This window comes from Pseudomonas sp. FW300-N1A1, assembly GCF_058789115.1.
Genome location: NZ_JBYTBK010000005.1, coordinates 103,338 through 123,878, shown reverse-complemented (window position 1 = coordinate 123,878; position 20,541 = coordinate 103,338). Strand labels below are relative to the sequence as shown.

Below are 20,541 nucleotides of genomic sequence, written 5' to 3'. Positions count from 1 at the left end.
CGTCAGATCGAGGATGGAAATGGAATCCGCAGAAATCCTGGTACTCCAGGCCAGCTATAGCAATCCGACACACGCCGAGGCGATCTGCCTGGTGCTGGATCACTACGCGACAGACCCCATGGGTGGCGGTTCGCCATTGGCGGCCGATGTCCTGCAGCAACTGCCGGCCGAACTGGCCAAGCGTCCTTATGCGTTCAGCGTCCTGGCATTCGTCAACGGCGAACCCGCGGGGCTGGTGAACTGCTTCGAGGGGTTTTCGACGTTCGCCTGCCGGCCGTTGGTCAACGTGCACGACGTCTCGGTAGTCGACAAGTTTCGCGGCCTGGGCCTGAGCCAGAAGATGTTGCAAAAGGTCGAGGACATTGCCCGTCAGCGTGGCTGCTGCAAGATCACCCTGGAGGTGCTGGAAGGTAACGACGTGGCGCAAGCGGCCTATGGCAAGTTTGGCTTTTCTGCCGGCATGTTCGACCCGGCCCACGGGCGCATGCTGTTCTGGACCAAGGCGCTTTAGCACGCAGCCACTGGCGGTGACGAGGACAGTTGCTCCCACAAAGTCGTTCAATCAAGCGTGAGCGCGGTCCTCGTGGCGAGCGAGCTTGCTCGCGCTGGCGTGCGCAGCGCGCCCTGACAAGGCAATGGCGGTCTGTCAGCAACACCTTGATGACTGTTTTGGGGCCGCTGCGCTGCCCAGCGCGAGCAAGCTCGCTCGCCACGGGCCGGTGTTCAGCGCTCCTCTATGTGGGGAGAGCAAGCCATGTGATCAAGACAGTTGCTCCCACAGGGGCGGCGTTGCCCCTGCGAGGCGCCTGTTTTCATGGTTGCCAGGCCGTTAGAGTTTCCAGTCCAGGCTCAAGGTGACGGTACGCGGGTCGCCCCAGAACACACCATTGTAGAAGCCGACGTTGTCGTAGTACTTCTCGTCGAACAGGTTATCGACGTTCAGCGAGGCGCTGAGGTGCTTGTCGATCTCGTAGCGCGACATGAGTTTTACGACGGAGTAGGCCCCTTGCTGGATTCGGGTTTCCTGCGTCTCGATTTTGCCGTTGGCATCGCGACCGACAGGGCGGCTCGCCAAGTCGTAGATATCGCTCTGCCAGTTCACCGCGCCACCGACCGTCAGCGCATTCCATTCACCCGGCAGTCGATACGCCGTCGAAATGCGCAGCATGTTCAACGGTTGTGCGGTGTTGTTGCGTTTGTCCTCGCCATTCACCGAGTGGGTATAGGTGTAGCCGGCGGTCATGTTCCAGCCTGGCATCACTTCGCCGGACACCTCGGCTTCGAATCCCTGGACCTTGTTGCCCTTGCCGCCGGACTGGAAGAACTCTTCACCGGTGACCGGATCCGGCGGTACCGAATCATCCAGTTCGGCCACGTTGTCCTGCTTGCTCCAGAACACCGCGGTGGCGAGGTTCAGGCGTTCCTCCAGCAAACTGCCCTTGAGCCCCAGCTCATAGTTTTTGCCGACGATGGGGTCCAGGTACTTATGACTGGCGTCACGTTCGGTCTGGGGCTTGAAGATATCGGTGTAGCTGACGTACGCGGTGTACTCGGGGGTGATGTCATACAGCAACCCGGCATACGGGGTGAATATGTCGTTTTGTTCCTGGCTGCTGTGGTCGTTGCCGATACGCTGGTAGTGGTCGTCGAATGAATACTCATTGCTGCTGGTTTTCCAGCTGCCGTAACGGCTGCCCAGCACGGCGTGCCACTGGTCGGTCAGGCTCAGGCGCGTGGCCAGGTAGCCAGCCTTCTGCCGGGTGCTGTCGTTCGAGCCTTCGATGCCGGTGTCGGTGTCCCGGAACTTGGCGATGTTGCCCATGTACTTCCAGTCGGCAATGTTGTTGTAGCCCGGTGGCGTCGGGGCTTCCAACAGGTAGGGGTTGCTTGCACTGCGCTCGGCTTCGCCGTAACCGACCATCAACTCATGTTCGCGCCCCAGCAACTGATAGGGACCGGCGAAGTTGAAGTCGTAGACTTCCATTTTCTGTTCGCCCTTCATGTGACCACGGTAGGCGGTCATGCCACTGCGATCGTCATTGGGGAAGCCGCCACCGCCGTAGTAGACCTTGCCATCGGTGTCGCTTTCGCGATGGGTATAGGCGGCTTTCATGTGCCAGCCATTACCCAGGTTCTGGTCCAGGTTGGCAAAGGCGGTTTTGTCTTTCAGTGGCCAGGAACTCCATTTCGTCGCCATGTTGGTCGAGCGCGGCAGATCGGCCTTGTCGCCATTGGAATTCCAGTACGGCACCGTGCCCCAGGAGGTCCCCTGGACCTGTTTGTCCTGATAGTCGTAACCCACTGCCAGCACTGTGTCATCGGTCAGGTCGGCTTCGAGGATCCCGTAGCCGACTTCGCGCTGCAGTTGGTAGTGGTCGCGAAAGGACTGGCTGTCGCGGTAAGCCAGCACGCTACGCCCCCGCAGGCGACCGTCGAACGCCAGTGGGCCGCCGACGTCCACGTAACTGTAGTAATCGTCGTAGCTGCCACCGCTGACCCCGGTTTTGGCTTCCCACTGCTGTGTCGGGCGCTTGCGCACCATGTTGATGGTGGCCGAAGGGTCGCCGGCGCCGGTGGTCAGGCCGGTGGCACCGCGCACGACTTCGATGCGGTCGTAGATGATGGTGTCCGAGTCGGACTTCATGCGGCCGAAGGTGTTGAGCATGCCATCGATCTGGAAGTTGTTGATCGAGTAACCGCGCGAGGAATAGCTGACCCGGTCGGAGTCATTGTGCTGAACCACGATGCCGGTGGTCTGGCCCATGGCTTCGGACAAGGTGTTGAGTTTGAAGTCGTCCATCTGTTGGCGCGTCACCACCGATACGGACTGCGGTGTTTCCTTGATGGAAAGATTCAGGCGCGTCGCGGTGCTCATGGCGCCGGTGGTGTACGAATCGGTGTTTTCGGTGGTGGTGCCAAGGCCTTGGGCTGAAACATTGGTGGGGTCCAGCTCAAGCGGTCTTGCGGCAAGTTCTTGTGACTTGTCTGGTTCATTCTCGGCGTGGGCGGTGGAGCACAGGGCAAGACTGCACAGGCCCAGGGTCAAGGTCATGGAACGGGTGATAGGCGCGAACATCGCAGCCGACTCCTTGTCTTCGATGGAAAATTCCGTTTGCTCAAAGACGAAGGGGGGCGGGGGGATTTAGTCTAAAAGTGAATAATTACCATTCTTGACATGTATCGGGATGTTGCCTGGGCGTCGACGGACGGAAACGGGGGGCTGGAGTCAGCCCCCTGGCGTGCTTATTGTTTGACCACCGCCGGCGCAACAGCGGCCTTGGGCTTCATCAGGCTGAAGTCGATCAGTGCCCGCTGCTCGCGTTCATAGGGGTTGCCGATCAACAACGGACGAGGCTTGAAGCTGGCGCTGACCAGGCTCTTGCTGTGGTCCAGTTCATCGAAGCTCAAACCTGCCAGGTCCGCCCAGGTATGGATCAGGTGCGAACTGCTGTACGGGCGTTGCAGGTCTTGCGCGAAGTTCCAGTCGTGGGTAGCGCGCCATTTTGGCGAGGCCCAGGCCATGAACGGAATGGTGTACATCGGCGCGGTCGGTTTCGACTCATTACGACCCAGCGTGCCATGGCCCGGGGAGTCGAAAACGTCTTCGCCGTGGTCGGAGAGGTACAACAGGAAGCCGTTCGGGTCCGTCTTGGCGTAGTCCTTGATCAGGCTCGAGACCACGAAGTCGTTGTAGCGCACCGCGTTGTCGTAGCTGTTGTAGGTTGGCAGTTGATCGTCGCTCACGCCGCTTGGAACACCCTGGCGATCCTTGAACGTGTCATAGCTCGGTGGGTAGCGGTACTGGTAACTCATGTGGGTGCCCAGCAGATGCACCACGATGAACTTGCGCGGTGCGCCATCGGCCAGGGCCTTGGAAAAGGGCTGCAGCACGTCACCGTCGTATTGACGAGCGTTCTGGTTGCGGTTGTTGTTCAGGTAGACCTGTTCATCCGCCTGCTCGGAAAACGTCGTGAGCATGGTGTTGCGCTTGGTCATGGTCTGCTGGTTGGTGATCCAGTAGGTCTTGTAGCCTGCCTGTTTCATCATGCTGACCAGCGACGGCGTCTTGAGGTACAGGTCGGGGTTCTCTTCGTCGGCGAAGGTCAGCACCTGTTGCAGCGCCTCGATGGTGTAGGGGCGCGGGGTAATGACGTTGTCGAAGACCGCCAGTTGATCCTTGAGCTTGTCCAGTTCCGGCGTGGTGTCACGCGGATAGCCGTACAGGCTCATGCGCTGACGGTTGGTGGATTCGCCGATCACCAGCACCAGGGTCGCCGGCTGGTTGGCGACCGAATCCTTGAGGTTGTGCAGCGGGGGAACCTGGCTGGCGTTGTCGAGCATGCCTTGCATGCTGGCCAGCGTTTCACCGTAGCGGCGGTAGGCAACCAGCATCTGCCAGGGCACGGCCGGCTCGATGCGGGTTTCGAATTTTTCGTAGCCGGCGGCCAGGCTGCCGGTGCGCGCGGTCTGCTTGACCAGTGGGTAGCCGATTACCCCTACCAGAATCGCGGTGGCCGCCAGCAGTGCTTTGCCCCGTGGCAGATAGACCGGGCGCAGACGGGTCCACAGCAACACGGCAACCGCGGTGTGGGCCAGGAACGCCAGGACCATCCACCAGGCAAAGTACTGCGTCATGTATTCGCCCGCTTCAGAGATGTTCGACTCGAACATGATGAAGATGACGCTTTGCGAAAACTCCTGCTGGTAAATGAAGAAGTAGCCCAGGCTGGCCATCGAACAGGCCCAGAGCACCACGCCGATCACGGCTGCCAGCAGGCGGGTGCGCGCCGGGAACAGCAGCATCGGTGCGAGCCAGAGGGCGCTCATCACGAAGGCCTGGCGGAAGCCCGAGAACCCGGAAGTGCCGGTCAACAGGATGAGCAGTTGGGTAATGCCGGAAAAATACCAGAAGAACAGGAACAGCCAGCCCAGGCCAGCCCAATCGAAACCTTTCGCAGACGTACTGCTGCGTTTAAACATCGCCATTCAGCGCTCCAGCTGATTCATGACTTCAAGCACTGAAAGTGTTGAGCGCCAGTGACAAAAAAACGCCCGAAAATCGAGCGTCAACAGTGTTTGCAAGTATCGGTAAGTTCATGTGAAAAGTTTGTGAAGTGCGTGGATGAAGATACTTAGTTACCGCACGCTCTTCAGTGAAACCGCATTACATCCGGTTGAAGCAGGCCAGGGCGCCTGCTGCTCATTCCATGACAACAGGATGCTGAAATGACAGACACTCGCGCAACACCCGAGGACGTTTCCGACACATTGGCGCAGGCGGTATACGAAGAGTTCAAGGGGCGACCGATAGTGGTCATGGCGGCCCTGAAACAATTCGGCGCGGCCCTGAACAATCGGTACCCCGGGCTGAACATCGACGTGTTGACGACCTCGCTCAATTCACCCAACTGGGTCCGCACAAGTCGGGCGGCGCTAGAGGGAGAGGGCGATAGCGGTCACCTCGTCGAGCACGACGATCCCCGGATCGACGGCTACACCACAACACCGCTGTTCGAGGTGATGATTCACGCCATCACTGCTAGGGCCCAATTGACCTTCACCCATGAGCATTATTTGAGCGACGGGCAAAACAGGCGACTCGCCGTCGAAATGCGCGAAGTCGAAGACCTTTTGCGACGACTGCCCAAGGTCATGGTTGCTGCATTGCAGCAGGCGCTGACGGACTACTGGAATGAGCCCGCAGTTGACGGCACCAGCCGCTGGCAATGGCTCAGCGATGTCCTCAGAAGCGCATTGCTGGTCAGCATGGGTCCTTCGGGCAGCGGCGCGTTTCTGGATGCCGGGCAGGTCGATACCGTCCTGCAAGTCATTCGTTGCCCCATCAAGGAGGACCGAGTGGCTCGTTATGGGCCGGACTGCACACAGGTTTTCCTCATCGACTATCACGCCCGGACCGGACGCACTCACAAAGCTCACCTGGCGTTTGATCTGGTGGCCGTGCGCAAGGTGTCGACGCGGGACATTGTGATGGGGTTTGGCACCAGCGGAGTGATCGAGACTTACGACACATGGCAGGCCTTCGCTGATTCAGAGGGCGACAAATGGGGGCGCAGGCAGGAACTCAGTGCGCTTGAGTTGCAACCCTATGAGTCGTTCGGCGATGTCTTTGTGACTCAGGCCCAGGCGCTGCTCAATAATCAACTTGAAGGTTTGAGCTTCTTCGGGGCATTCGAAGGCCAGGACCTGAAAGTGCTGGAAGACCGCTATGCGAGTCTGACGGATCTGGCGCCCCATTTGCTCAAGCAGAACCCCGGTGCGTATGAGCAAGCGCTGTACAACAAAGTCGTCAGCCAGTTGCCTGACTGGATAGAACTGGCCACGCCCGCCGAGACCCAGGAGTACAGTCGCTACATGTTTCGCCTGGCCGCCCTCCAGTTGGCGAGCAAGGGGCAGGTGTACAGTCACGGGATTCGTACGGCTGAGCAATTCGCCCGGGAAGTCCTGCAGGACGGGATGGCCGCGTACGGCGAGGCGGTGGATCCAGACCAGATCGACATCACTCAGTATCGCAATGAAGACGGTTTGCTGGTTATCGCAGGGCCAGGAACCGGACGGTTTACCAGTGAAACGCTCAGCCTGACTCATCGAGCGTTGAACAACCTTGCCGGCGTGCCTTTCCTTGTCTCTGAGTTCAAGCGCAAGGACGGTTCGGCGGCACCGGCCTGGATGACCCTCGACACCGTCAGGGAACTGATTCGCGATGCCGATATCGGCAAAAACTACCCCGATGAAGTCAAAAGGCTACTGCTCGATGATCCGGTACAGCGAGCCGAGCGCGAAAAGCTGTTCAGCGACCAATTGCGCATTCAATTACCGATGCTGGCACTGGAGAACAGGATCCGGAAGCGCTCGGGGTTCACTGATGCCGGGTATCGCTGTGTAGCGGCCATCATGGAACCGGATCCGCAAGCCCGGTGTGTGAGCGGGCAAGTGATGCTGGCCAGGACCCTGGCCTTCAAGACCGACGTATCGAGCCACACGCATGTGGTTGCCGATATGTTTGTGTTTGGCCCTGCGCAGGTGACAGCCGGGCCTCATGTGCTGTATCGGCCGCTGTACCCCGAACCATTGATCGAGTTTGCGTCACTCGATGCCTTGATGGCTGAGATCGTCAGCAACGACCCTCGACCTGCGCTGGTGTCGGTCCCGCAAAGCAAGTCCAATCCATCGTTGCAGCAAAGCATCCTCGACTGGCTGGCGCCCGATGCACGGAAAATCTATGACAATGGCGGTTTTCTGGAACCCCACCCGGTGGGAATCATATTCGAAACGGAGCTATGGCCATCGGCTCCCGCCCGATTCGACCTGCAGCAGCTCGACGACAAGGTGCTGGCTCATCTGTATGAAGCCAACGCCAACGTCCTGGCCCAGTTGGCTGACGAACAGACACTGTCCAATGCCGAGTACCGCTGGAACACGCTGAAAGAGATGGGCTTGATCATCTTCAACAGCGTGCTTAACACGGTATTACCCTTCGTCAGCGGACCTGCAGCCGCCGTTGGCTGGTTGTTTGTGGTGGAAACCGCGGTTCTGGAGGCCCTTGAGCCACTGGCGAGCGGCGACAGCGAGCCGGCCAGGGACTTCACCTACAACCTGCTCATCAATCTGGCAGTGGCCTTGCTGATTCAGCGTCTTTCACCGGGCGCCGGTACAGCGGTCAAACCCTTCGAGCACCATGCGATCGTCTCCCGGCCGGGTGCTCTTGCAATCAGCGCAGTGATCAAACCACCCATCGGGCCGGGTGCGGCCAGCGCCATCAGTGACAGCGTGCTGGACTTCTCTACCCCGGTATCGGGTGACTCGCGTCGATTGCTGGAGCGTTTCCTGAGTACAGAGCAGGCCGGACGCGGGCGGGTGATCACAACGCCAGCGGCCCAAGGCATCGTGGTGGTCGGGGGGCGCTGGTATGCAAAAGTGCCGGCTCGCCTGCGTGGGTACGGATGGGCCAATGTGGAGCCCGCCGAGGGCGGTAATGTGGTCATCCTCGATCATCTTGGGAGGCCGATAAAAGGACTGGAACTGAAGAGCAATGGCCAGGATCTCTGGGAGGTGGCGCCGGAGTTTCGTGTGCGCGGGGGTGGACCGGGCATGAGTCGCTACCTGTCGGATGTCTTCGCTGATTCGCAGTTGCGGGCGCGACGCGCCGACTATGTGTTGAAAGTCAAAAGACTCAAGGATCGCCTGCCGGAACTGGATGCCAGCATCGAGCAGGCACAGGGAGTTGGGCAGAAGGCACAGGACAAGGTGCTGCAACTCGCCGATGAAATTGCGCACAAGACGACGGCGATTGAGGCTTCCAGTGACGCCGAGCGGAGCCGGCTGCTGGAGGAACGTGTGGCGCTGAGAAAGAAATTGCACGCCGCAGACATCGAATACAAGAAGAAGGCCAGGACCTACATTGATGGCCATCTGGGGCGGATCAAACTGTGTGAGGAGATTGATGGCCTGCTTGCAAAGGACAAAGACTACCAGCGTGACGCCATACTGGAAAATCTCCAGGAACTCGTTGCCAGTTATGGGGTTGTCGACGAAAACCTGATCAGGGTGTCGGCGGTATGGGAAGAGTTAGGGGTTTCAATTCGGACCCTTTTTCCACTGGCTTTTGAGCTGCGCACGGCTGTCACCGATGTGCCATACAGCGTGTTGCTGGAAGCCAGGAAACGCATCATCAATGGATTTGCGGAGCGTATCAGGATCAGTGCCCAGCTCGAGAAGACAATGACGGAACTTGAGGTTCTGGATCGCAGCGTCCGAAAAGGCTATCTGCAAAGAACCGGCTATCTATCGGAAAATACTCAAAGGCTCAAGGACGCACTGGACAAGCGGGTGAATAACACCGACTGGCTAATCGTGCACGAGTTGGTGTCTTTGCGCGGTGCATTGGCGGGTGACCCTGCGCTTGAGCCCAGCCTGGCGGAAGTCGCGGGACTGGAAGGGCTGGGCAAGGCGAGGCTGGGCGTGGTGACGGATAACGTCTTGCGTTTGAACGCGACGCAGGGGTTTGAGCCCAGGCAGCGTGTTGAACTGCTGCAGGACGCGGTCAATGTTTACAACGATGCGGAACTGATGGCGGCCAATCTGCGCAAGGTAGGCGATCGACAAAGCTACGTGGCGCAGTTGTTTCTCGAGAAATTTCTTGACGCCTTGAGGCGGGCACGAACGTTCGCGGAAACAGAACTCAGCGAATCAATCAGTGAAGACTTGCAGGAAGAGCCCGCGGAGCAAGAGGGTACGCTACCTGTCGAAGAACGGGTGAAAAAAACCAGAAGGAGAATCAAGCGCCCGACTGAGCGCCTGATCAAAACGGCGGAAGGTTTTCGAGTGGGCGATGTCCGCGAGAAAAGTTCAGGTGAAACCGGCGAAACGGTGGTGGTCCAGGACGCCGCAACGGATAAGCAGATCATTTTCTACAAGGATGAAGGGCAAGATCTTTACCAGCAGCGGCAGGAGGGGCCAGTAGAGCCTGTTGATCCACCGAAGCCGGCCCCGGCGCTCCAATCGCTGCTGGACAAGGGCAGGAAACTGGTCGAAGGGATAACCCCGCTGATCGCAAACTATAAAAAAGATGCCTCCCGATACCGCGAGCCCGCCAGTGTGGAAGACCGGTTTTTGTCTCAGGCAAATAAACTCTCGGAGTTGGCCACGCAAATTCAACAGGGGATGCAAGGTGTTACGGGCGCGGAACATGGAAGGGCGGTCAAGGTATTTCAGGATCTCAGGAGCGCCAGCGAGCGATTGACTCGCGAAGGGAAAAAGCTGCGCGTCGAGATTACCAAGCAGCTGCCACCCAATGCCGGAAGCTTCGAGTACCTGCTGGGGGAGCGGGAGATCGACGTCGAGAACCCGTCCTGGACGGACAAGTCGACGGCCAATCAAACAAGCTATTTGCTGGAATACGACATCGTCGACAGCACCCGCCACAGTGGTAGAAAGGTACTGTGGTACGCACACTTTCACTGTACGGCAAAATCGGTCCTGACCCTGACCGAAGCCCACCTGAAACTGGCGCGCTTGCGGTTCGTCACGGTCAAGGATCAGGTGCAACACCCCGAGCTCAACGCGGGAAAAGTGGTGTACCCGGGGGGAATGAAGGCGGCGTTCGTGAAAAAGTACTTTTTCGATGCCGTTCCACCGACGGCATAGCATGCCCTGGCGTCCTGATCAGTGCGTTGCGCTTGCTGGGGGGAGCAGGCGCAACCTTTCAGGCGGGAGTGATCAATCCAGTGAGCGTATCGGCATGCGCGCAGGCTGCCCTTCGCCGCGCTGCGCCTGTAGCTGCTGACGCAGGTGCGCGACTTCGTTGAGCAACTGCTCGCGTTCGGCCTTGAGTTGGCGCAGTTCGTCGCGACGAACAGTGACGTAAAGGGTCTGTGGAGGCAGTGCGTTTACTACTGAGCCCATTGCTCACCTCGCAAATGGCGTTTCACAACAGTGGCCGAACCGTTCAACGATCAGTGTCCGAGCCACGAACGGCACCGATTTTGATTTCTTTCGCTCCTGAATGGAACTTTTTTATTTTTAGTTGTCCTTGTGTCTTCGCCAACGTTGCGGACGTTATCCCTATAGTTAGGGCAAAATGCCCGGAAACTATGTTGCAGCGCACTGGACTAAGCTTCACTTGGCTCACGGCGCTATCACCATTGGCACACCATTTTTTGTAGTTAAGGAGCATCAGCACATGCAATTGGGGATTATTGGACTGGGCCGCATGGGCGGCAACATTGCGCGGCGCCTGATGCTCAACGGGCACAGCACTGTGGTCTATGACCGCAATACCGCATTCGTTGACACCCTCGGGCAAGAGGGCGCTACTGGCGTTGCCGACTTGCCGAAGCTGGTCGCAGCACTGGATAAACCCCGAGCGGTCTGGGTCATGCTGCCTGCCGGCGCGCCGACCGAAGACACCATCGATACCTTGAGCACGTTGCTGGAGGTCGGCGACGTGATCATCGACGGCGGCAACACCTTCTACAAGGACGACATACGCCGCGCCAAGGCGCTGGCGGAAAAGGGCCTGAAGTACATCGACGTGGGCACGTCCGGTGGCGTCTGGGGCCTGGAGCGCGGCTACTGCATGATGATTGGCGGCGACGCTGACGAAGTGAAGCGACTGGACCCGTTGTTTGCCACACTGGCCCCGGGCATGGGCGACATTCCGCGAACCAAGGATCGGGTGACCGAGGATGATCGTGCCGAACGTGGCTACATCCACGCCGGCCCTGCAGGTTCCGGGCACTTTGTGAAGATGATCCACAATGGCATCGAGTACGGCATGATGCAGGCCTTTGCCGAAGGCTTCGACATCCTCAAGACCAAGGCGTCGGAAATCCTGCCGGAAGATCAGCGTTTTGATCTCAACGTGGCCGACATCGCCGAAGTCTGGCGCCGTGGCAGCGTCGTCTCGTCCTGGTTGCTGGACCTGACCGCCGATGCCCTGGCCAGCGATCCAAAACTGGACGGTTACTCTGGGTCCGTGGCGGACAGCGGCGAAGGTCGCTGGACCATCGAAGCGGCCATGGAGCAAGCGGTGCCGGTACCGGTGCTCTCCAGCTCGCTGTTTTCCCGTTACCGCTCGCGCCAGCAAGGCGCCTATGGCGACAAGATCCTGTCGGCCATGCGTTTCGGCTTTGGCGGCCATGTCGAGACCCCGAAAAAATGACCTCGATCCGCAGGAAGTCCAAGGCACAACCGGCACCACCGACCACGCTGTTTCTGTTCGGTGCCCATGGCGACCTGGTCAAGCGCTTGCTGATGCCGGCGCTGTACAACCTGCGTCGCGATGGGTTGCTGGGGGACGGAATGCGGATCATCGGAGTCGACCACAACGCCATTAGCGATGCGGACTTCGCGAAAAAACTCGAAGATTTCATTCGCGCCGAAGCGGCCAACAAGGTGGGTAGCCATCACGACACCCTGGACCCTGCGCTCTGGGCCAAGCTGGCCCAGGGTATCAGCTACGTCCAGGGCGATTTTCTGGATGACAGCACCTACCAGGCGCTGGCGGCGAAAATCGCCGAGAGCGGCACGGGCAACGCGGTGTTCTATCTCGCGACCGCGCCGCGTTTCTTCAGTGAAGTGGTGCGCCGGCTCGCTTCGGCCGGGCTGCTGGAGGAGGGCACGGATGCCTTCCGCCGGGTGGTGGTGGAAAAGCCCTTTGGCTCCGATCTGCCAACGGCCGAAGCCTTGAACGCGTGTTTGCTCAAGGTCATGACCGAAAAGCAGATCTACCGGATCGACCACTACCTGGGCAAGGAAACCGTGCAGAACATCCTGGTCAGCCGGTTCTCCAACAGCCTGTTCGAAGCGTTCTGGAACAACCATTACATCGATCACGTACAGATCACCGCGGCTGAGACCGTGGGGGTCGAAACCCGCGGCAGTTTCTACGAACACACGGGCGCGTTGCGCGATATGGTGCCCAATCACCTGTTCCAGTTACTGGCCATGGTCGCCATGGAGCCGCCCGCGGCTTTCGGCGCCGATGCGGTACGCGGTGAAAAGGCCAAGGTGGTCGGGGCGATTCGCCCGTGGCCCATTGAAGAGGCACGAGCCAATTCGGTGCGTGGCCAGTACAGCGCCGGCCAGATCGCTGGCAAACCGTTGCCCGGGTATCGTGAAGAGGCCAACGTTGCGGCCGACAGCACCACGGAAACCTTTGTGGCACTCAAGGTCATGATCGACAACTGGCGATGGGTGGGCGTGCCGTTCTACCTGCGCACCGGCAAACGCATGAGCGTGCGTGACACTGAAATTGCCATCTGCTTCAAGCCTGCGCCCTACGCGCAGTTTCGCGATACGGAAGTCGATGAGCTGCAACCGACTTACCTCAGGATTCAGATTCAACCCAATGAAGGCATGTGGTTCGACCTGCTGGCCAAGCGCCCTGGCCCGGCCTTGAACATGGCCAATATCGAGCTCGGGTTTGCCTACAAGGACTACTTCGAAATGCAGCCCTCCACGGGCTACGAGACCTTGATCTACGACTGCCTGACCGGCGACCAGACCCTGTTCCAGCGTGCCGACAATATCGAGAACGGTTGGCGTGCGGTGCAGCCCTTCCTCGACGCCTGGAAGGAGGATGCCGGGGTTCAGACCTACGCCGCCGGTGAGAATGGCCCGAGTGCCGCCGATGAGTTGCTGGCACGCGATGGTCGCGTCTGGCACAGCCTGGGATGAGGCTGTAGAACGATCTGCGCCGGGGTGGCGATGGCGACCTGACAGCCGCCACCTTGCGTTCAGGTGCGTATCGACGAAGGCCAGCGCAGGTGCGTACCTGACACTGGCCAACACCGATTACAACCAGTAACTCACTCCATACCAACCCAGAAGCCCCATCACGAAGGTATACGGCAGCGCCATCCACACCATGCGCCCGTAGGACAAGCGAATCAGTGGGGCGATGGCCGAGGTCAGCAAGAACAGAAACGCGGCCTGACCATTGGGCGTCGCGACGCTGGGCAGGTTGGTGCCGGTATTGATGGCAATGGCCAGGGTTTCGAAGTGCTCACGGCTCATATGGCCGGAGAGGAACGCCTGCTTGACCTCGGTGATGTAGATGGTGGCCACGAAGACGTTGTCGCTGATGGCCGACAACACGCCGTTGGCGATGAACAGCATGCCTGGCTGCTGATCGGCGGGCAGGCTCAGTACCCAGTGAATCAGCGGGGTAAACAGTTGCTGGTCATGAATCACCGCCACCACGGCGAAGAACACCACCAGCAAGGCAGTGAACGGCATGGCGTCCTTGAACGCGTTGCCGACCCGATGTTCGTCGGTGATGCCGGTAAACGCGGTAATCAGCACGATCACCATCAGGCCAATCAACCCGACCTCGGCAATGTGCAAGGCCAGGCCGGCAATCAGAATCAGCGCCGCCGCACCTTGCACCAGCAGTGCGGCACGCTGGCGGGACGTGCGCTCTGCGTTGTCTTGCGCGGCATAGTTGGCCAGCACGGCGCGGACGTTGTCCGGCAGCAGGGTGCCGTAGCCAAACCAGCGCAGTTTCTCCAGCAAGACACAGGTCACCAGGCCGGCCACCAGCACCGGTAGCGAGACGGGCGCGACCTTGAGGAAGAAGTCCGCGAAGTGCCAACCCATTTCATGGCCGATCAGCAGGTTCTGCGGCTCCCCGACCAGGGTGCAGACGCCGCCCAGTGCCGTGCCCACCGCACCATGCATCAACAGGCTGCGCAGGAACGAGCGGAATTGCTCCAGGTCTTCGTGATGCAGCACCGGCAGGTTGTCGTCGTTGCTGAACTCGCTGTCCTGGCGTGGATCATTGCCCGAGGCCACGCGGTGGTACACCGAATAAAATCCCACCGCCGCGCTGATAATCACGGCGGTGACTGTCAAGGCATCGAGAAACGCCGACAGGAAGGCCGAGAGAAAACAGAACATCAGGCTCAGCACGGCCTTGGAGCGAACCCCCAGCAGCAGCCGGGAAAACAGGAACAGCAACAGGTCCTTCATGAAGTAAATGCCTGCCACCATGAACATCAGCAGCAGGATCACCGGGAAGTTGTGCAGCAACTCGTCGTACAGGGCCTGTGGCGTGGTCATGCGCAACAGCAGCGCTTCAACCATCAACAGGCCGCCCGGCATCAGCGGATAGCATTTGAGGGCCATGGCCAGGGTGAAAATGAACTCCGCCACCAGCAACCAGCCGGCCGCCACCGGACCTGCGGTCCACAGCACCAGGGGGTTGAGAATCAGGAACGCGAGAATGGTCGCCTTGTACCAGCGTGGTGAATGCCCGAGGAAATTATGTGCAAACGCCTGGGCCATTGAGCCGGACATCGGTTGCTCCTTTGTTTAAGAAGCGCGCAACTTGCCGTAACACTCCTTGAAGATCAAGTTCTTGATTATTATTGCTGCACGTAGATAGCAAGCGTTAGCCCAGATAACGCACCAGTACGGCACGATGGCGACCGTCCAGAGAGTGCCCTCCAACCACAATCCGCAGGTCCGCCTGCAGCGCCACCGAGGTTGCCGTGTCCTGGCTGCGCCCCAAACGGGTACGGACCCAGCCTTTACCCCTGCCGAAGCCGCGATCGAGCTGTCCGTTCGGCAGGTAGCGCGCCAGAATGAAATCCCCTTCAATCCCGCCGATGGTCGAACCTGCGCTCAGTACCCGACCATTGGGGCAAGCAGTGGCTGCAGTCCATTGGCTGGGGGTGCGGCCGATTTCGAGCACCTCTGCACGTCCGCTATTGCAACGACTGTCAGGTCGGCCATCGCTACGCACATTCAGCATCAGGCAGTGCATGGGGTCGCGACTGCTGCCAAAACACTGCAGGCGTCCATCAGGCTGCTCGATGACATGGCTGACCTGTGCACTGCGGCCCTGGGTGCGGAAACTGAGAAAACCCTGTTCGGCAAAACCGCTGTCCAGCTGCCCATCGCGGTCATAGCGCGCAAGCAAGCCTTCCTGCGGTAGATCGATGGAGCCAGCCACCACGATCCTGCCGTCCTTTTGCAGCAACAAGCGGGCAAGCCAGGTGTTGAGCAGCAGGTGGCGGACCATGATAAAACCGCGGTCGTTGAACGTGGTATCCAAGGATCCGTCCGGTTCAAGGCGGATCAGGATACCCACGTGGTCTGCGAGTTCGTAGTGATGATTGGCCAGCAGGAGAAGGCGGCCGTCAGCCTGAACCTGAGTGTCGCAGGCTTCGGCGCCGGGCACCCCCGGAGGCAGCCAGTCGTCGCGCAACCCTCGGGACAAATCGCCGGGCAGACGCACCACCTGCACGCCTTGATCGCCAAAGGTCGGGTCTGGACGTCCGTCTTGATCAAATCGCGCCAGGGCTGGCAACGTACGGTGGGGGCTTTCATACAGCAAGCCGGACAACAGGATCCGCCCATCGGGCAGTTCCTGAACCTTACTGCCTGTGGCTTCAAAGCCGCCTTCGAACTGTCCGGTCAAACTGCCCTGGGTGCCGAAGCCCAGATCCGGTGAGCCATCGGCATGCAGCCGGGCCAGTCCATAGCAGCAGGTGTCGTTCATGCCAACCTTGGCAGCCACGAGCAGTCGGCCCGTGGCGTCGACGACAACATCGTTGGCCATGCTCCACTGGCTGCCGGCGAAATCGATCCAGGCCTTACCGGCGGACGCAAAGCTCGTATCGAGCTGACCCGCCGGCTCAAGGGCGGGAGCGGAGGCGAAAGCGTGACGGGTGGACATGCCGCATCTCCCTGTGGGTCGACCCGACCCAGAATCAAGGCGCAGGACTCCACGAAGTCATCATTCAAGCGCTGATTGCAGCGATGCACAACTGGCAGAAATCACAGGCGGAGCAGCGTTTTGTGCCAGAACAGTGTCTTTTGAAGACTTTTAGAGTTTTAACGGTCCCGTACGACCGTTGATCGCCAGTCCAGTCGGAAACTATAAGTATGCAGCCATCTGGCAAACACTAATAACGAACTAAGGCCCATTCGTCGGCAGGGGGGCGCGGGGGGGTACATATAAAGAGAAGTGGATAACCTGGCAGTCATCCACCTGCTCTTCAAGTTATTGCGGCATCGTCCAGGATTGCAGTTGATAACCTTCTTCGCTCAGTTCGGCGCGGGCCTGTTTGAGCAGGTTTTCAAGTTGTGCCGGATCGCTGTAGGCGCTGCAAGGGATCTGCTTGCGGCCGATAGGGGTGCTGGTGCGGTCGATGACGGTCAGCGTCAGTTCGCCGGTACCGTCTTGTGGGGCCCAGGCCACGCATTGGAAAGGTGTGAATGCGCGGTCGGCAATCAAAAGAGCTTCGTTGATACGGAGCGGGGCGTTCATGGGGTTTTCTCTCTATGTGCCCAATCAAGTGATGTGCCGTCGGTTGGGCTTACCGTTCGGCTGGTTACTTGTACTGATGCCCGCAACCCATGGGCAGGTCACACACAATCAAAAGAAATTTCAACTTTCTTTCAAATACTCAAGATAACGCGCTGCGTTGAAAGCTGAATGAAAGGTTTCCGGTTGAAAGCGGGCTTGCGAGGCGGGTTGTTATAACGAAAACATGATTAACCTTATAGTTAAACGATACAAGAAAGTGTCAAGATTTTGCTAACGTTAACCGCAGGACCGCCAAACGACTGTTTCTAATACCTTTTCTACTATTTTGGCGTCAAGGAACAGTCATGATCGATACACCCGCAGTGCGCCGTTTATTGGTGGTAGATCCCTGTGAGGATTGCCACCGCCTGTTACCAGGCTTGTGTGACATCGGTTGGGATGTCGACAGCTGCACCCTCGAAAACGCCGCCGATTTCACCTGCGATGTCGGGTTGCTGCGTCTGCAGCCTTTTCATCTGGAGCGGCCAGAGGCGGTCAAGGAGCTCATCAGCCGTAGTGGCGCGGAGTGGATTGCCGTCCTCAATCAGGAAATGTTGCGCTTGCAGAATGTCGGTGACTTTGTCTGCGAGTGGTTTTTCGATTTTCATACCTTGCCGTTTGACGTTTCCCGGGTCCAGGTGACACTCGGCCGCGCGTTTGGCATGGCGCGGCTACGTGGCATGGGCACGATTCACGTCGATCAGCTGGAGCACGAGCTGCTGGGCACCAGCAAACCGATCCGGGAGTTGCGCAGACTGCTGAGCAAACTGGCGCCCACCGAGTCCCCGGTGTTGATCCGCGGAGAAAGCGGCACCGGCAAGGAACTGGTGGCCAGAACCCTGCACCGCCAGTCGCAACGCCACAGCAAACCCTTCGTAGCGATCAATTGCGGGGCGATTCCCGAACACTTGATCCAGTCCGAGCTGTTTGGCCATGAGAAGGGCGCCTTTACCGGTGCCCATCAACGCAAGGTCGGGCGTATCGAGGCCGCCAACGGTGGCACGCTGTTCCTCGACGAGATCGGTGACCTGCCCCTGGAGCTGCAAGCCAATCTGTTGCGATTTCTCCAGGAAAAACACATCGAGCGCGTGGGCGGCAGCCAGCCGATACCGGTGGACGTCCGGGTGCTGGCGGCCACCCACGTCGACCTCGAGTCGGCCATCGAAGCCAAGCGCTTTCGTGAGGACCTGTACTACCGGCTCAACGTGTTGCAGGTGGTCACCGCACCCTTGCGCGAACGACAGGGTGACTTGTCGATGCTGGCCAGCCATTTTTCCCATTTCTACAGCCAGGAAACCGGACGCCGCCCCCGTAGCTTCAGCGAGGATGCATTGGTCGCCATGGGCAAGCACGATTGGCCGGGCAATGTTCGCGAGCTGGCCAACCGGGTACGTCGCGGGTTGGTACTGGCCGAAGGCCGGCAGATCGAAGCGCGAGACCTGGGGCTGATCAGCCATCAGGCCGTTGCCGCGCCGATAGGCACGCTGGAAGACTACAAGCACCGGGCAGAGCGCCAGGCCTTGTGCGATGTACTTAATCGTCACAGCGATAATTTGAGCATGGCCGCCAAAGTGCTGGGGATATCCAGGCCTACCTTCTACCGTTTGTTGCACAAGCATCAGATACGTTGAGCTGCAAGTTTTCAGCTGCAAGTAAAAGCGCTGAACACCTCCCGTGGCGAGCGAGCTTGCTCGCGCTGGGCTGCACAGCAGCCCCAAAAACTATCGCCGAGTTCGTTCTGAAAGGCCGCAGTCGCTTTGTTGGGGCGCTTCACGCCCCAGCGCGAGCAAGCTCGCTCGCCACGGGGCTTTTACTCGCTTTAAGCGCTTCTTAACTGAACCGCATTACCCTCAAGGCTGGGTCAATTGCCGATACAGCTGCGGCAAGCGCAGGGGCAGTTGTTGCGGTTGGTGGATCAGGGTGTAGCCATGGCCGCCGAACATGTACGGCAGGTACGCACCGGCTTCACGATCGATGGTGATGCAAAACGGCGTCAGCCCCTGTCGCCTGGCCTCCAGCACCGCCTGGCGGGTGTCTTCAACGCCGTAGCGCCCCTCGTACAGATCCAGGTCATTGGGCTTGCCGTCCGTGAGCAACAGCAACAGCTTGCGCCGCCGCTTGCAGCCGCCCAGCAGTTGGGTGGCCTGGCGGATGGCGGCCCCCATGCGCGTGTAGTAACCCGGCTTGAGCCCCTGAATGCGCCCCCGGGTAGTGTCGTCGTAACGCTGATCGAACGCCTTGAGTTCCTGCATTCGCACCTGCTGGCGGCGCAGCGAGGAAAACCCGTACAGGGCGAAGTCGTCGCCGAGCACCGACAGGGTTTCGCCAAACAGCAGCAGGCTGTCGCGGATCACATCGATCACCCGATGTTCAGTGTTCAGGTGGGCGTCGGTGGACATCGAGAGATCGGCCAGCAACAGGCACGCCAGATCGCGGCGAGTCTGGCGTTGCTCCATGAACAGGCCACGCTCGGCGCACTGCCCATGCGCACGCTCGACGTGAAAATCCAGCCAGGCCTGCATATCCAACTCGCTGCCCTGGGGCTGCTGCCGCAACCACTGCCGGTCGTTGCGCAGGTGTTCGAACTGTCGCCGCAAGCGCTGCGCCGAGGGCTTGAGCCGCGCAGGCAGCGGCTGCGCCTGAGAATCACGGGGCACGAGCACTTGCAGGTTGACGAAGTCGTCTCGCAAGCGCGCCTGGCGATAGTCCCATTCCGGCAACTTGATGCCCGCCCCCAGGGGGATGTCATCGACGTCCGCCGGTGGCAGATCCAGGTGCAGCTTGAGACCACCGCCCTTACGCAGGCGGGTGCGCGACAAGGTCAGTTGGTCCAGGTCATCGGCGACCCTTGCGGCGTCGGGGTCTTCGCGGTCATCCGACCAGCGATCCAGGTCCACGTGCTCGGTCCAGCTGAACAGGTTCTCCAGGCGCACCACCAGCAGCCCACCCTGGCGCGTGCTGTCGTCGATCCGCGTGGCGCGCTTGCGACCGCCTTGCTGTTCGCCGGGAGGTGTCGCCAGGCACTCATCCGACTCCTCGAGATCCGCCGCTTGCGGGCTGGCCAGATGCAGCGGCGGATACAGCCACAGCGGTACCGGCCAGGCCGCCCGCTCGCTGCGCACAAACTCGCTGACACTGCCCGGTTCGCGCAGGGCCTGACACACACTGCGCTCCAGCGCGGCTTCGGCAGGGCTCAGCGACGCCGGATCCGGGCGCAGTTGCAGATGGGCCTCGACCAGGCGCCGATAGCGTGCGCGCAACGGCGGATAGCGCTGCAACAGGGTCTGGGTCCAGCGTTGATTGTCCCGGCCCCAGTGCCGCATCGGCCCGGAATGCGCCGCCAACAGTGCCAGCCAGCGATAGAGTTCCTCATTCAGTCCGGCGTCGGGAAACACCGCCAGGCTCGCCGGCAGACGCAGATTCTGCGCGTCGCACCAGGCCAACGGCACTTGCCGGCAGGTGCCGGCGATCTGCTGCAACAGGGTGCGCCGCAGCAGCAGGTCACGCTCGCTGGCAGCTTCCACGCCCCGGTTGCCGACATCGCCCATGGCCCGCTGCAACAGCGCCAGCGAGCGTTGCCGCGGGGCCAGTTCGACCCGGGCCTCGGGGAAGTCCGGGCTCGCGCGGCGGGTGATGAAGCGATGCCAGACGCTACCGACCCATTCTTCCAATTCAAGGGTGAAGGCCATGGAGCCTCCTGGTTTCAT

12 protein-coding genes are annotated in these 20,541 nt (G+C 60.0%); 5 read left to right on the top strand and 7 right to left on the bottom strand.

All coding sequences use genetic code 11. The features are described from left to right. The first annotated feature begins 19 nt into the window (after nt 1–19). Nucleotides 20–511 (top strand): GNAT family N-acetyltransferase, encoded by a 492-nt coding sequence (locus AC3WQN_RS06280; protein ID WP_103401110.1) that lies wholly within the window; start codon nt 20–22, stop codon nt 509–511. 318 nt (nt 512–829) lie between these two features. On the opposite strand, the gene AC3WQN_RS06275 is transcribed toward AC3WQN_RS06280, so the two are convergent. Together AC3WQN_RS06275 and AC3WQN_RS06270 are read right to left on the bottom strand one after the other, a co-directional pair. Beyond that, nucleotides 830–3,076 carry a TonB-dependent siderophore receptor gene (locus AC3WQN_RS06275; protein WP_103401109.1) on the bottom strand — a complete coding sequence of 749 codons (2,247 nt, stop codon included), beginning with the start codon at nt 3,074–3,076 and terminating at the stop codon, nt 830–832. Nucleotides 3,077–3,243: 167 nt separating this feature from the next. Further along, on the bottom strand, nt 3,244–4,986 hold the full coding sequence (locus tag AC3WQN_RS06270) for a phosphoethanolamine transferase CptA (RefSeq protein ID WP_103401108.1): 1,743 nt from the start codon (nt 4,984–4,986) through the stop codon (nt 3,244–3,246). A gap of 240 nt (nt 4,987–5,226) precedes the next feature. On the opposite strand from AC3WQN_RS06270, the gene AC3WQN_RS06265 reads away from it, so the two are divergent. Beyond that, entirely contained in the window at nt 5,227–10,164 is a 4,938-nt protein-coding gene (locus AC3WQN_RS06265) for a dermonecrotic toxin domain-containing protein (RefSeq protein WP_103401107.1), read from the top strand. Nucleotides 10,165–10,236: 72 nt separating this feature from the next. Here AC3WQN_RS06265 and AC3WQN_RS06260 read toward each other — a convergent pair whose 3' ends face one another. Next, nucleotides 10,237–10,422, bottom strand: coding sequence for a DUF6026 family protein (locus AC3WQN_RS06260; RefSeq protein WP_103401106.1), 186 nt, complete (start codon nt 10,420–10,422; stop codon nt 10,237–10,239). 175 nt (nt 10,423–10,597) lie between these two features. Here AC3WQN_RS06260 and gnd point away from each other — a divergent pair, with 175 nt between their 5' ends. Next, on the top strand, nt 10,598–11,680 hold the full coding sequence (gene gnd / locus AC3WQN_RS06255; RefSeq protein ID WP_256587320.1) for a phosphogluconate dehydrogenase (NAD(+)-dependent, decarboxylating): 1,083 nt from the start codon (nt 10,598–10,600) through the stop codon (nt 11,678–11,680). After that, on the top strand, nt 11,677–13,197 hold the full coding sequence (gene zwf / locus AC3WQN_RS06250; RefSeq protein ID WP_103401104.1) for a glucose-6-phosphate dehydrogenase: 1,521 nt from the start codon (nt 11,677–11,679) through the stop codon (nt 13,195–13,197). Before gnd ends, zwf begins: the two co-directional genes overlap by 4 nt. Nucleotides 13,198–13,314: 117 nt before the next feature. On the opposite strand, the gene nhaB is transcribed toward zwf, so the two are convergent. The 3 genes from nhaB to AC3WQN_RS06235 form a co-directional block, all read right to left on the bottom strand. Beyond that, nucleotides 13,315–14,817, bottom strand: a complete 1,503-nt coding sequence (gene nhaB / locus AC3WQN_RS06245) for a sodium/proton antiporter NhaB (RefSeq protein WP_103401103.1) — start codon at nt 14,815–14,817, stop codon at nt 13,315–13,317. A gap of 94 nt (nt 14,818–14,911) precedes the next feature. Beyond that, the gene (locus tag AC3WQN_RS06240) at nt 14,912–16,201 is read right to left on the bottom strand and encodes a hypothetical protein (protein WP_103401102.1); all 1,290 of its coding nucleotides are present in this window, start codon (nt 16,199–16,201) and stop codon (nt 14,912–14,914) included. Between the two features lie 327 nt (nt 16,202–16,528). Next, complete coding sequence (locus tag AC3WQN_RS06235) at nt 16,529–16,795, bottom strand: hypothetical protein (protein WP_103401101.1); 267 nt, start codon at nt 16,793–16,795, stop codon at nt 16,529–16,531. Between the two features lie 344 nt (nt 16,796–17,139). Here AC3WQN_RS06235 and AC3WQN_RS06230 point away from each other — a divergent pair, with 344 nt between their 5' ends. Beyond that, a complete protein-coding gene (locus AC3WQN_RS06230; RefSeq protein WP_103401100.1) occupies nt 17,140–18,465 on the top strand; it encodes a sigma-54 dependent transcriptional regulator in 1,326 nt (441 codons plus the stop codon). Nucleotides 18,466–18,684: 219 nt separating this feature from the next. Here AC3WQN_RS06230 and AC3WQN_RS06225 read toward each other — a convergent pair whose 3' ends face one another. Then, nucleotides 18,685–20,523, bottom strand: coding sequence for a nitric oxide reductase activation protein NorD (locus AC3WQN_RS06225; protein WP_103402031.1), 1,839 nt, complete (start codon nt 20,521–20,523; stop codon nt 18,685–18,687). Nucleotides 20,524–20,541 lie beyond the last annotated feature (18 nt).

Coding starts and splice junctions, on each gene's coding strand:
- AC3WQN_RS06280 (WP_103401110.1), top strand. CDS start 20: ATGGAATCCGCAGAAATCCTGGTACTCCAGGCCAGCTATAGCAATCCG.
- AC3WQN_RS06275 (WP_103401109.1), bottom strand. CDS start 3,076: ATGTTCGCGCCTATCACCCGTTCCATGACCTTGACCCTGGGCCTGTGC.
- AC3WQN_RS06270 (WP_103401108.1), bottom strand. CDS start 4,986: ATGGCGATGTTTAAACGCAGCAGTACGTCTGCGAAAGGTTTCGATTGG.
- AC3WQN_RS06265 (WP_103401107.1), top strand. CDS start 5,227: ATGACAGACACTCGCGCAACACCCGAGGACGTTTCCGACACATTGGCG.
- AC3WQN_RS06260 (WP_103401106.1), bottom strand. CDS start 10,422: ATGGGCTCAGTAGTAAACGCACTGCCTCCACAGACCCTTTACGTCACT.
- gnd (WP_256587320.1), top strand. CDS start 10,598: ATGCCCGGAAACTATGTTGCAGCGCACTGGACTAAGCTTCACTTGGCT.
- zwf (WP_103401104.1), top strand. CDS start 11,677: ATGACCTCGATCCGCAGGAAGTCCAAGGCACAACCGGCACCACCGACC.
- nhaB (WP_103401103.1), bottom strand. CDS start 14,817: ATGTCCGGCTCAATGGCCCAGGCGTTTGCACATAATTTCCTCGGGCAT.
- AC3WQN_RS06240 (WP_103401102.1), bottom strand. CDS start 16,201: ATGTCCACCCGTCACGCTTTCGCCTCCGCTCCCGCCCTTGAGCCGGCG.
- AC3WQN_RS06235 (WP_103401101.1), bottom strand. CDS start 16,795: ATGAACGCCCCGCTCCGTATCAACGAAGCTCTTTTGATTGCCGACCGC.
- AC3WQN_RS06230 (WP_103401100.1), top strand. CDS start 17,140: ATGATCGATACACCCGCAGTGCGCCGTTTATTGGTGGTAGATCCCTGT.
- AC3WQN_RS06225 (WP_103402031.1), bottom strand. CDS start 20,523: ATGGCCTTCACCCTTGAATTGGAAGAATGGGTCGGTAGCGTCTGGCAT.